General features: G+C 60.5%; 11 protein-coding genes. 8 read left to right on the top strand and 3 right to left on the bottom strand.

Annotation, left to right across the window (positions count from 1 at the left end; translation table 11 throughout):
* Positions 1-343 precede the first annotated feature (343 nt).
* The gene (locus P0D73_RS45240; protein ID WP_408436201.1) at positions 344-946 is read right to left on the bottom strand and encodes an ANTAR domain-containing response regulator; all 603 of its coding nucleotides are present in this window, start codon (positions 944-946) and stop codon (positions 344-346) included.
* Entirely contained in the window at positions 943-2,130 is a 1,188-nt protein-coding gene (locus tag P0D73_RS45235; protein ID WP_408287983.1) for a transporter substrate-binding domain-containing protein, read from the bottom strand. The genes P0D73_RS45240 and P0D73_RS45235 overlap by 4 nt, the downstream gene beginning before the upstream one ends.
* Positions 2,131-2,529: 399 nt before the next feature.
* Between P0D73_RS45235 and P0D73_RS45230 the strand changes: the two genes are divergently transcribed.
* The 8 genes from P0D73_RS45230 to P0D73_RS45195 all read left to right on the top strand — a co-directional run bounded on the left by P0D73_RS45230 (position 2,530) and on the right by P0D73_RS45195 (position 11,406).
* The gene (locus tag P0D73_RS45230) at positions 2,530-3,777 is read left to right on the top strand and encodes an urea ABC transporter substrate-binding protein (RefSeq protein ID WP_408320050.1); all 1,248 of its coding nucleotides are present in this window, start codon (positions 2,530-2,532) and stop codon (positions 3,775-3,777) included.
* Positions 3,778-3,860: 83 nt separating this feature from the next.
* Entirely contained in the window at positions 3,861-5,471 is a 1,611-nt protein-coding gene (gene urtB / locus P0D73_RS45225; RefSeq protein ID WP_408436198.1) for an urea ABC transporter permease subunit UrtB, read from the top strand.
* Entirely contained in the window at positions 5,468-6,604 is a 1,137-nt protein-coding gene (gene urtC, locus P0D73_RS45220; RefSeq protein WP_408287988.1) for an urea ABC transporter permease subunit UrtC, read from the top strand. The genes urtB and urtC overlap by 4 nt, the downstream gene beginning before the upstream one ends.
* Positions 6,601-7,356 carry an urea ABC transporter ATP-binding protein UrtD gene (urtD, locus tag P0D73_RS45215; protein WP_408183527.1) on the top strand — a complete coding sequence of 252 codons (756 nt, stop codon included), beginning with the start codon at positions 6,601-6,603 and terminating at the stop codon, positions 7,354-7,356. Before urtC ends, urtD begins: the two co-directional genes overlap by 4 nt.
* A 2-nt stretch (positions 7,357-7,358) precedes the next feature.
* Positions 7,359-8,063, top strand: coding sequence for an urea ABC transporter ATP-binding subunit UrtE (gene urtE, locus P0D73_RS45210; protein ID WP_408183529.1), 705 nt, complete (start codon positions 7,359-7,361; stop codon positions 8,061-8,063).
* A gap of 61 nt (positions 8,064-8,124) precedes the next feature.
* A complete protein-coding gene (locus P0D73_RS45205; RefSeq protein ID WP_408183536.1) occupies positions 8,125-9,120 on the top strand; it encodes an acetamidase/formamidase family protein in 996 nt (331 codons plus the stop codon).
* 12 nt (positions 9,121-9,132) lie between these two features.
* Positions 9,133-9,903 (top strand): SDR family NAD(P)-dependent oxidoreductase, encoded by a 771-nt coding sequence (locus tag P0D73_RS45200; protein ID WP_408183531.1) that lies wholly within the window; start codon positions 9,133-9,135, stop codon positions 9,901-9,903.
* Positions 9,904-10,803: 900 nt separating this feature from the next.
* Positions 10,804-11,406, top strand: coding sequence for an ANTAR domain-containing response regulator (locus P0D73_RS45195; RefSeq protein WP_408287995.1), 603 nt, complete (start codon positions 10,804-10,806; stop codon positions 11,404-11,406).
* Between the two features lie 80 nt (positions 11,407-11,486).
* Here P0D73_RS45195 and P0D73_RS45190 read toward each other — a convergent pair.
* Positions 11,487-11,916 (bottom strand): SDR family oxidoreductase (locus P0D73_RS45190; protein ID WP_408436195.1); only part of this gene is annotated, 430 nt, incomplete at its 5' end.

Below are 11,916 nucleotides of genomic sequence, written 5' to 3'. Positions count from 1 at the left end.
GGTGCACTGCTCGCGGGTGGGGACTCCAAAACCGGCAGGCGACGACACCGACGCCTGCTATTGACGCCCGACCCCTCGCTCACGCGCAAGCGGATAAGCGCGCATCGCCAGCCTGCTCGCCTTTGCCGAAAACGCGTTCCACGAACCGTCATCGTGCCGGAAGAAAACGATGGCGGATCCGACCGACCTTAACCTCCCCATGCTGTCACTTTCGGTCCGAAACGCCGGAATTTCGGTTGCCTAATAGACAAATTTTCGAAATAAATTGCCGCCAAAGCATCGCCCATCCGTCGCGCCCAAACGCCGAACTCAATTGCGCCTGCGCGACGCCAGCGCGCCGAGGCTAGAAACTCAGGGTTTCGTGTGCCTTGACGATGTCGCCGGCCACGGTCTCGATCTGTTCGCGTTTGAGCATCGCCTGTGAGCGCAGCAGCTGATACGCATCTTCTTCAGACATGCCGCGCGAGTCCATTACGATCCGGGTGGCCTGCTGGATCGCCCGAACTTTCGCCTGCTTCTGCTCAAGCCGCTCGATGTATCGCTCACGTGCGCGGGATGCCTTGAATTGTGTGAGCGCGACGGCGATGGCGGTCAATAACCCAAACGAGCGGACCGGCGACGGGATCGTAGCGAACGCATTCAACCGCAGCACCGCTTCGATGGTGATCGGATTTTCGTAAGTCACGACCGGAATTACAGGCGGCGACGTGCTGGTTCCGAGCCACGGATAATCGACTGACAGCGTCTCAGGACGCATCGCCATGACGACGAGGCCGGTGTCGCAAGGCAGGCTATCGAGGCGCGGCCAACATACCTGCACCTCACAACCGATGCGCTGAAGCTGCGCGAGCAACTCTTCACCGTCCTGATCCTGCGGATGAATCACAACGACTTTTAGCGAACGCAGGTCGCGCAGGATCACCGGCGTCTGCGCGGTCCCCTTCATCGATCCGCTCCCGCGCGCGCGAGTTGAGGATGCGCGTGCGCGGTCCACGCTGGCGTGCTGTGAGAGACGACGTAGGGATCCGCCTTCACGCGTTCGGGCGCGCGCCCGATGATATCGAAACGGCCATGCGCGTCGACCCGGCCGATCAACGGGTGCAGGTATGTGTGGTTATTGTGCTCGTCGATACGCACGCGGCCTTGCGGCGCGTCGAATTCGAGTCCGGGCAACACGCGCAGCAACAGCGTCGGGTCGTCGGAGCCGACGCGGCGGATCGCATCCGCGAGCAGATGCACCTGGAAATAGGAGGCTTCCCAGCACATATTGGTCGGCTGATCGTCGCCGAAGCGAGCCTGATAGCGGGCGACGGCGCCGAGGTTCGCGGCTGTATCCACACTCTGGAAGTACGCGGCTGAGGTGATGTGTCCTTGTGCGAGGTCGTTTCCCATTACTGCGATTTCGGCTTCACTGGTCATGTGGCTAGCGATAGGTGTGCGGTACGGATCGAGCCCGACCTGCGCAAACGCACGGTACAGATGCGGAATGCCTTCTCCCACTACCGTGGAGAAAATGAAGTCGGGTGCGAGTTGCTTGATCCGCTTTGCGGCATCCAGATAACTCTCCCACGGCGCATCGAGCGACAGATAGGTTTCGTCCACCTTTTCTCCGCCGCGTTCGAGAATCAGATCGCTCATCACGCGATTCGACTCGTATGGGCACACATAGTCTGAACCGATCATGCTCACGCGTGAGCCGAACTGCGTGAGCATGAAACTGGCGAGCGGCAAGGTGTTCTGATTTGGCGCCGCGCCAGTGTAGATCACATTACGGCTGTATTCGAAGCCTTCATACGGAGTCGCATAGAAGAGCAGCGCATTGTGCCGTTCGACAATCGGAATGACCGCCTTGCGCGTGCTGGACATGTAACAGCCAACGATGATCCGAACCCGGTGTTCGAGAATCAATTGTTCTGCGAGGTCGGCATAACGCCGCGGCTGGCATTGCGGATCTAAACAGACGAGTTCAATCTCGCGTCCGGACACGCCGCCTGCGCGATTGATCTCCTCCACTGCAAGCATTGTGGCTTGCAGTTGAGTGAGTTCCGCGGCCGAGGTTACGCCTGAGCGTGAATACAGGACGCCAATTCTGATTGGGTCCGAGGTACGGCTGGCATCAATACGAGTCATTCGTCAAAACCAATGGTCGCCAGGGAAGTGCACTGTTTGTGCGTGTAGCACGTGACTGGTGCGCACTCGCACTGACTTTGTGCGGTGCTCAAGCAGTCAGTCGCGCAAAGTGCTTTATTTATAATGCCTCCCGAGTTGACCGGGACGCAACTAATCAATTTGCACCCGCTGCGCAAAAGGGTTTTGCGGCACGCACCCCCGCCAAACGCAAACCGCTGGCATGGCCATTGCTTCTACGGTGACGCTGACCCGCCGTGCATAGCGGTGACCCACAGCATTTATTTCGCTGTTCGAGACAAAGGCGTCTTGAGCGGCACCGGCCAAAAAAGCCCGAATCCAGCTTGTCTGGTTTCGGGCTTTTTGCGTTTGCGATTTCTAATCCATGTCGGAGTGAAGCAAATGAAAAGACGTACTTTCCTGTCGGCAGTCGGCTCCGGATTGGTGACCGCTGCGGGCACTGCGCTACCTAAGGCTGCGTTTGCCGCGGGAACCAGCGATCCGATCAAGCTCGGCCTGCTGTTTTCGCAATCGGGCACGATGGCCAATGGCGAGTCGCTGCTAAAAGATACGGCGCTGATGACGATCGATCAGATCAACGCCAAGGGTGGCGTGCTCGGGCGCAAGCTTCAGGGCGTTGTCGTCGATCCGGCGTCGGATTGGCCCATGTATGCGCAGCTCTCGAAGCAATTGATTCTGCGCGACCAATGCGCGGCGCTGTTCGGCTGTTGGACATCGGTGTCGCGCAAGTCGGTGTTGCCGGTGGTCGAGTCGCAGGACAGTCTCTTGTTTTATCCGCTTCACTTCGAAGGCGAAGAGCAGTCGAAGAACGTCGTCTATCTGAATTCGCCGCCGAGCAGCTCGGTGCTCCCGGCGATCAATTACCTGATGAGTGACCAGGGCGGCGGTGCCAGGCGCTTCTATATGATCGGCAGCGACTACGTCTGGCCACGCACGATCAACAAGATGCTCAAGGGCTATCTGAAGACCAAGAACATTCCGGACTCGGCATGGCGCGAACATTACGTTCCATTCGGACAGTCGAACTTCCAGACCATCGTGCGCGATATCAAGGACTTCGCCGCGCAACCGGGCGGCCAGGCCATCGTCGTGATGACCGTGGTGGGCGATTCGATTCCGGCGATGTTCAAGGAAACGATCAATCAGGGCGTGCGCGCCACCGATATTCCGATTCTTGGCCTGGACGTGGTCGACAGCGATCTAGAAGGTCTCGATACGAAGCCGCTGGTCGGCCACCTCAGCTGCTGGTGCTATTTCCAGAACGTCGATACGCCGCAGAATCGCCAGTTCAAGAGCGACTGGAAGACCTACGTCAGCGCGCATAACCTAAAGCATCGGCCGGACATGGTGATCGACCCAATGGTGTCGACCTACCTCGGCATCAATCTGTGGGCGCAGGCTGCCGCGAAAGCGCATTCCACCGGCACAGACGCGGTGCGCAAGGCGCTCGCGGGTCAGTCGATGGTCGATCCGGCAGGTTACACGGTGAAGATGGATGCTTCCACGCAGTACTTGTGGCGGGGCGACATGATCGGCTCGATCAACGCGACTCAGGGCTTTGACATTTTGTGGAAGTCGAAAGACATCGAGAGGCCCGTGGCATTTAGCCCGTTCATCGGCAAGGCTTGACAGTCCCTGTCGCACAGTCAGCAGTTGTGGGACCGGCATACGCAAGGATGCCGGTCCCCTAGCAGGATCGAATGGAAATACCCATGATCAATTTCAGGCAGATCTTTTTCGCGATCGCTTGTCTGGCGCTTGCTTGGGCCACTACCGCGAGCGCCGCACCGGGCCGCGCTGCGATGCTCACGTCGTTCTGCTCGACGAACGGCGATAAGGCCGCTGTGCTAGAGCAACTCGTCGAAACCGGCGTGTCGGACGATACACACGAGCGTGCGTGGGCGCGTCAGATAGTCGGTGCGATCCGTAACGGCGCGCTCCTGTGCGGCGCCGACGGTCAGGCGACGCTGCAAGGAAACCCTGCTCTCGACGCCGCGACCCTCCAGCCGCGTGCCAATGGGCCGGCGGATTCGCCCTATGTGCCGAGCATCGTGATGATGCGCAAGCTCGCAGTCGTGTCGGCGGAAATGGACCTGTTCTCGCCACAGGAAGACACCCGCGCGACGGCCGCGCGGCAAGTCGACAAGTTCTTTGCATTGCTCGATCCCACTATCGTCGCCCGTGCGGTCAGCGCGCAGCACGACCCGGATATCGCGACCGTTCTCAGGCTGGCGCTGGCCAAGCGCGGACTGAACAGCAACGTCAAGGCGGACCGCCTGGCGGCGATCAAGGCTGTGGCCGAGGTGCCGAGCGAAACCGCGCGTACCGCGCTGGCGAACTTTGCGGCGCAAAGTTCCGTGAGCTCGGATCCCGACGTGCTGGCTGCAGTGCAAGGCGCGATCCGCAACATGGATACGTGGCTGTCGCTCGGCAAGGGCTTATCGATTCTGTTTAGCGGCTTGAGCTATGCCGGCGTGTTGTTGCTGACGGCGCTCGGTTTGTCGATCGTGTTCGGCCTGATGGGCGTGATCAATCTCGCGCATGGCGAATTCATCATGATCGGTGCGTACGCGACGTATCTCGTCGAACGTTTCATGCAGGCGCATCTGCCGGGCCTGTTCGACGCCTACATTTTCGTAGCGATTCCCGTGGCGTTCGTGATCTGCGCAGCGTGCGGCATGCTGCTCGAATTCTTCGTCATTCGGTTTCTGTATCGCCGGCCGCTGGAGACGCTGCTTGCCACATGGGCGGTCAGCATTGCGCTGATCAAGCTGATTCAGGTGCTGTTCGGCTCGCAGAACGTCGAGTTCATCACGCCCGGCTTTCTCAACGGCGGCATGCAGGTCGCGCCCGGCTTTTTCGTGACCTACAACCGCGTATTTGCAATCGTGCTCGCCGTGCTGATCTTCGTGGCGACCTTCGCCGTGGTGCGCTTCACGAAGCTTGGGCTGCTGATGCGCGCCACCACGCAGCTGCGCGACATGGCGCGCTGCCTTGGCGTACCCGCCGAGCGCGTCGATCGCATCGCGTTCGGCCTGGGCGCCGGCCTCGCGGGACTGGCCGGCGTGGTGCTGACGCAGATTGCCAGCGTCAATCCGTCGATGGGCACGGGCTTCGTCGTCGACTCGTTCATGGTGGTGGTGCTCGGCGGTGCGGGCAGTCTCGCGGGGACAGTCGTGTCGTCGCTCGCGCTCGGCGAAATCAACCAGTTTATCGAACCGTTCTACGGGGCAGTTGCCGCCAAGGTGGCTGTGCTTCTGCTCATCGTGCTGATTATCCAGAAGCGCCCGCAAGGACTCTTCGCATTGAAGACCCGCGTATGAATACGTTTCCTGATCCGCGTCACGGCGGGAGAGTCACCTTGTCGGCGTTCGCAACGAAATGGCTGGGCCAGTCCGTGGAGGTCGGTATCGTCCCGCTGCTGGTCCTGCTGGCGCTCTATTTGCCCTTTGCCTATTTTGTGATTCCGGAGTCGAATGCGTTGCATCTGTCGCTGTTCGGCGTCAACCTGATCGGACAGATCATGTGTTTCGCGCTGCTCGCGCTGGCGCTCGATCTGGTCTGGGGTTATGCGGGCATCCTGAGCCTCGGGCACGGCATCTTCTTCGGCATAGGTGGCTATATGATGGCCATCTATCTGCTGAACGGCGCCTATGCCGAAACGCACGTATTGCCGGACTTCATGCAATACATGGGCGCGAGCGACTTTCCCGCGGTATGGAAGATGCTGTCGCGGCTCGATGTGACGATCGTCGGCACGATCATCGTCACCGTGCTGGTCTCGGGCGCGTTTGGCTTCGTCACGTTCCGCTCGCGCATCAATGGCGTGTATCTGTCGATCATCACTCAGGCGCTCACGTACGCGCTGATGCTGCTGTTGTTCATCAACGACGTGGGCCTCGGTGGCAACAATGGCATGACCGGTTTTACGAGCATCGCCGGTCGCAAGATTGCCGATACGTCCACGCAGATAGGCCTCGCCGTATGTTCGTGCCTGCTACTGGTGGTGGCCTATGTCGGCGTGCGTTTTCTCGCGCGCTCCACTTTTGGCCGGGCGCTGATCGCGGTGCGCGACGACGAAGCGCGGATGCGTTTTCTCGGCTACCGCACGCATACGCTGAAGCTCTTCGCGTGGTGTCTCTCGGCGGTACTCGCGGCGTTTGCCGGAATGCTATATGTGCCGCAGGTCGGCATCGTCAACCCGACCATCGTTTCGCCACAACTGTCTGTCGAGATTGCCGTGTGGGTTGCCATCGGTGGGCGCGGCACCCTGATCGGCGCGATCGTCGGAGCTATCGTGATCAACGGACTCAAGTTCTGGCTGACCGCGCAACTGCCGGCGCTGTGGCCGTTCATTCTTGCTGGCGTGACTCTCGTGATCGTCGTCTATTTCGGCAATGGCCTGTGGGGTACGCTCAAGGCCGCCGGCGGCGAAAGCAGGGGGGGCGGCCAATGAACCATCCACAACCGGCCACCGCCATCTACATCAGCGGCCTGTCTGTCACGTTTTCCGGCTTCGCGGCGATCACGAACCTGTCGATGGAGTTTCGATACGGCGAGATTCGCGCCATCATCGGTCCGAACGGTGCGGGCAAGACGACCTTGATGGACGTCATCACGGGAAAGACCCGGCCGGCAGGCGGCGAGGTCTTTCTGAACAAGGTCACGAATCTCGCGACGCTCGACGAAACGTCTATCGCGCGCCTCGGCATCGGCCGCAAGTTCCAGAAGCCGAGCGTGTTCGAAGCGTTGCGGGTTCGCGAAAACCTCGAACTGGCGATTCGCAACGGTCGCGGATATGCGGAGATGGTTCGCTCGCGCCTCGGCGCACAGCAGAACCGGCGTATCGACGACGTGCTCGAGACGATCGGTCTCGAGAATGAAGGACCCCGGATGGCTGGCACGTTGTCACATGGCCAGAAGCAGTGGCTCGAAATCGGCATGCTGCTTGTCGCCGATCCGCAAGTGATCCTGCTCGATGAACCGGTTGCCGGCATGACCGACCACGAAACCGCACGCACCGCCGAACTGATCACGCGGCTCAAGTCGCCCGAGCGGGCGGTGGTGGTGATCGAGCACGACATGGATTTTGTCGGCAGGATCGCGGACCTCGTAAGCGTGCTGCATGAAGGGCAGTTGCTGGGCGAGGGATCGATGGAGAGCGTGCGCAATGATCCACGCGTGATTCAGGTTTATCTCGGACGGTGAGCATGCTGAAGATTTCCGCACTCAATCAGTTTTACGGCAGCAGCCACACGTTGCGCGACGTGTCGCTGAACGTAGCCGACGGCGCCTGCACCGTCGTGCTCGGCCGCAACGGCGTGGGCAAGACGACCTTGTTGAAGTGCCTCGTCGGGCTGTTGCCGGTCAAAGCCGGCGAAATCGAACTGGCGGGCCAGCCGCTGACCCGCACGCCGTCGCACCGGCGCGTACTGGCGGGTCTGGGCTACGTGCCGCAAGGACGCGAGATTTTTCCGCAACTCAGCGTCGAAGAAAACCTGCGCATCGGCGCCTACGCGGGCGAGAGCAATCAGACCGCCAAGGGCAAGCAATTTTCCTTCGACGACGTCTTTCATACCTTTCCTGTGCTGAAGACGATGCGCGGGCGCATTGCGGGGAATCTGTCCGGCGGACAGCAGCAGCAGCTTGCGATTGGCAGAGCGCTACTGACCAATCCAAAGCTGCTCATTCTCGACGAGCCGACTGAGGGCATTCAGCCGTCGATCGTGATGGAGATCGAGGCGGTGATCCGTTCGCTGAAAGGATCGCTGTCGATCCTATTGGTAGAGCAATTTTTCGATTTCGCGCAGGCGGTAGCCGACGACTATGTCGTGCTGGTACGCGGCCAGGTCGTGTCGGCTGGGGCCGGGGACCAGATGGAAGCCAATAACGTCAGAGCGTTAATTTCAGTGTAATGCGGCGTCAGCGTTGCGCCCATTCACATCGACAACCCACATTTGAACAGGAAACACCATGATGAACTGGCTTGAACAATCGATCATGTACACGCGCGGCGTCGCTCGCGGCCAGGTCCGCGAAACGCACGAACTCAGCGAATCCCGTCAGGGCACATTTCACTACACCATCGGACCATACTCGACGCCGGTGATGAAGATTGCCCCGGGCGACCGGGTTGTGGTTCAGACACGCGACGCATTTGACGGCAAGATCCTCACGGAAAAGGATCTGCCGAGTCAGAAGCTCCGGGTGCCGTTCCTGAATCCGCAAAGCGGCCCGATCATGATCGAAGGCGCGGAGAAGGGCGACGTGGTGGCGGTATACATCGAATCGATGCTGCCGCGCGGCGACAATCCGCGCGGCACCTGCTGCCTGATTCCGCGCTTCGGCGCGCTGACCGGTACGGAATACACCGCAACGCTTAATGAGCCGTTGCCCGAGATCACCCGCAAGATCGACGTGGACGAAGAAGGGGTCTACTGGAGCAAGCGCGTCACGCTGCCGTACAAGCCACATATCGGTACGCTGAGCCTGTCGCCGGAAATCGACTCGATCAATTCGCTCACGCCGGACAACCACGGCGGCAATATGGACGTGCCCGACATGGGCCCGGGCAGCATCACTTATCTCCCGGTGCGCTCCGCCGGTGCGCGGCTCTTTATCGGCGACGCGCACGCCTGCCAGGGTGACGGCGAAGTGTGCGGCACCGCCGTCGAATACTCCAGCACGACCACGATCCACGTCGATCTGATCAAGGGCTGGCACATTGAATGGCCGCGCCTCGAAACCGATGAGCTACTGATGGCGATCGGCAGTGCGCGCCCGCTTGAAGACGCGACGCGCATCGCGTACCACGAACTGGTGTTGTGGATGGAAAAGGAATACGGCTTCGACCGCTGGGATGCCTACATGATGCTCAGCCAGTGCGGCAAGGTGCGGCTAGGTAACTTCGTCGACCCGAAGTATTCGGTCGGCGCGGCGATCAGCAAGAAGTATCTCGCACCGGCTGCTTGAGGAGACGCCACCATGGATCTGAAACTCAACGGTTTGAAGGCACTGGTCACCGGCGGCACCAAAGGTATCGGCCGTGCCATTGCGCAAACGCTAGCCGCAGAAGGCGCGGACGTCGCGCTCTGCGCGCGTGATGGCGCCGCCGTCGAACAGACGGTGGCCGGCATCGTGCAGGTCAGCGGTGGTGCGGTCAAGGTGTGCGGCGCCTCGGTCGACGTTTCTAACGGTCCGGCGTTACAGGCCTGGACACGTGACGCCGCCGCGCAACTCGGCGGCATCGACATTGTGGTCGCCAATGTGAGCGCGCTGTCGATCGGCAACGATCTGGAATCGTGGCGCAAGGAGTTCGAAACCGACCTGATGGGCACGGTCAACCTGGTCGACGCCGCGATGCCTTTTCTCGAAGCGAGCAAGGCTGCCTCGATCGTCGCGATATCGAGCGTGTCCGGCCGGGAAATTGACTTTGCCGCCGGCCCTTACGGGACCTTCAAGGCGGCGCTGATCCACTACATGCAAGGCCTCGCGTACCACCTCGCGCCGAAGGGCATCCGCGCGAACGCCGTGTCGCCGGGCAACGTCTATTTCGAAGGCGGTGTGTGGGATCACATCGAACATAACGATCCGAAGCTGTTCGCGGAAGCACTCGCGTTGAATCCCAGCGGACGCATGGCGCGCCCGCAAGAGATCGCGAACGCGGTCGCGTTCGTCGCGAGCCCGGCGGCGAGCTTCGTGAGCGGGGCGAATCTGGTAGTGGATGGCGCGCTCACGCGTGGGGTGCAACTCTAAGTGCAGAGAAGCTGCGTCACGCAGGTCGATTCGACAAAAAACCAAGGAGCCTTGGCGATAATGAAAGAATCTATTCACTTCTGACTGCCGGCCACTCAACCGGCACGGCGACCCCGCTGCCGGCATCTCTCGATCGCAAATCTGCTGGCGATATGCGGCGCGCGTTCGGCATCGGCAATTGAACGCGTTCAATCACGTATCGCGGGGCCGCTGTCCTGATATCTACTGAGACGGGCGGTCAATCCTCAGCGTTCACCCCTCGCGGCGCTTATACGTCCGTATAAGCGGGGTACCCTAACGCGGCATCGGCATATCCAACCGTAGAGTAGATTCGCCCTCGGGCTCGACCTAATCTTCTCTCATCGCTACACCCTCGCTGTTACATCAGCGGAAAGCTCGCGGTTCGGCTCCCCCCGACATGGCGCTTCCGGATGCCCGCCCGGCCGATTTCCTCGTTTGCGCCTTCAAGGAATCATCGTGTCACATGTTCTTCATAGCTGGATCCATATCCAAAGCAACTCATACGACGGGTACGCGATCGTGCCGTGGCCTGGCAGGACCGTTTATCGCCGTACGGTCGGCTTCTCCTCAGTACGTATGCAATGGCTGCACATTCAGAACCTGTTTGACCGCTACCTTTGTTCAACGACTGTTTCACTCTCTCCTGAAGAGGGGCGCGATCTTGAACGCTGAACACAATGCGAATTTGCACATGCTTTCTCCGGGCCCCGACGATGCATTCAACCCAGTCGAGGTCGGGCCCGCAGACGAGGCTGTGAGTCTTGCTTTACTGGCTCTGCGACGCGTACTGCTGAATACCGATCCCAGCGTCATGTTGTGCAGCGCGCCGGAGCGGCCCGCAGACACGGGTCGCGCGTGCTTACATGCAAGGGCGGAACGATGAAGTGGACCGCGGATACCTTAGCGATCCTGCGCGATTTGCGCTCACTGAAAGTTGTTGTGATTCATCCACAGGATCAGGATGGCGACGAGCTTCTCGCGCAACTCCACCGCATTGGGTGCGACGTGGAGGTCTGCTGGCCGACACTCGACAGCTTGCCCTTCGGAACCGGGCTAGTGCTGATGGCGCTACGCCCCGAAACCCGCTCGGTCAATTTCCCGTGGCTCGGAACCAGCATGTCGCCGCCTGTGATTCCGGTGGTGACCTACGAAAATCCGATCACCGTCGAAGCGGTGCTGCGCCTGAACGCGCTGGCGGTGATACCGTCGCCGGTGCGCTCATTCGGATTGATGACCGCGATTGCGGTGGCGTTGACGCAATGTCAGGCATTGCGAATGCGCGATCGATACATTGAACGGCTCGAGAAGAAGCAAGCGAGCGTTCGGGTGATCCAGCATGCCACGCAGCTCATGATGGAAAGGCGCGGCGTATCGGAAGAACACGCGTATCAGTTGCTACGCTCAAAGGCGATGCTCAAGCGCGAGCAGATCGAGGTGGTAGCAAGCGAGATCGTCAAGGCGCACGAAACGCTGACTCTTTAGCCCACAAGAATCGTGTCCCATGCGCAAGCTCACACCGCAGACACAGGCCGCGCCACGCGCCCGCGGCCGTTGTCTCTATGCTACCCACGGCCGACGAACGGCATCTTGCTAGCCATAACGGTCATGAACTGCACGTTCGCTTCGAGTGGCAAATCGGCCATATAAAGGACCGCGCCAGCGACGTGCTCGACATCCATCAGCGGTTCGACGGCAATTTCGCCGTTGGCCTGTGGCACTCCCTTTGCCATGCGTGCCGCGAGGTCGGTGAGAGCGTTGCCGATGTCGATCTGTCCGCAGGCGATGACGTACTTGCGTCCGTCGAGTGATGTCGATTTGGTCAGGCCGGTGATCGCGTGCTTGGTGGCCGTATAGGCGATACTGTTCGGACGTGGTGCGTGCGCGGAGATCGAGCCGTTGTTGATGATACGTCCGCCGCGCGGCAGTTGCGTTTTCATCAGCGCGACGGCAGCGCGCGTGCAGAGGAAGGCACCCGTCAGATTCGTGTTCACG

It is taken from the genome of Paraburkholderia sp. RL18-101-BIB-B, assembly GCF_046026985.1.
GTDB lineage: Bacteria > Pseudomonadota > Gammaproteobacteria > Burkholderiales > Burkholderiaceae > Paraburkholderia.
Note: the sequence above shows the minus strand (reverse complement) of the source record. Positions and strands in the feature narration are given on the sequence as shown.

Excerpts from the sequence above, each read along its gene's own strand:
- P0D73_RS45195 (WP_408287995.1), top strand. The coding sequence starts at position 10,804 with ATGAAGTGGACCGCGGATACCTTAGCGATCCTGCGCGATTTGCGCTCA.
- P0D73_RS45230 (WP_408320050.1), top strand. The coding sequence starts at position 2,530 with ATGAAAAGACGTACTTTCCTGTCGGCAGTCGGCTCCGGATTGGTGACC.
- P0D73_RS45240 (WP_408436201.1), bottom strand. The coding sequence starts at position 946 with ATGAAGGGGACCGCGCAGACGCCGGTGATCCTGCGCGACCTGCGTTCG.
- urtD (WP_408183527.1), top strand. The coding sequence starts at position 6,601 with ATGAACCATCCACAACCGGCCACCGCCATCTACATCAGCGGCCTGTCT.
- urtB (WP_408436198.1), top strand. The coding sequence starts at position 3,861 with ATGATCAATTTCAGGCAGATCTTTTTCGCGATCGCTTGTCTGGCGCTT.
- P0D73_RS45235 (WP_408287983.1), bottom strand. The coding sequence starts at position 2,130 with ATGACTCGTATTGATGCCAGCCGTACCTCGGACCCAATCAGAATTGGC.
- urtC (WP_408287988.1), top strand. The coding sequence starts at position 5,468 with ATGAATACGTTTCCTGATCCGCGTCACGGCGGGAGAGTCACCTTGTCG.
- P0D73_RS45200 (WP_408183531.1), top strand. The coding sequence starts at position 9,133 with ATGGATCTGAAACTCAACGGTTTGAAGGCACTGGTCACCGGCGGCACC.
- P0D73_RS45205 (WP_408183536.1), top strand. The coding sequence starts at position 8,125 with ATGAACTGGCTTGAACAATCGATCATGTACACGCGCGGCGTCGCTCGC.
- urtE (WP_408183529.1), top strand. The coding sequence starts at position 7,359 with ATGCTGAAGATTTCCGCACTCAATCAGTTTTACGGCAGCAGCCACACG.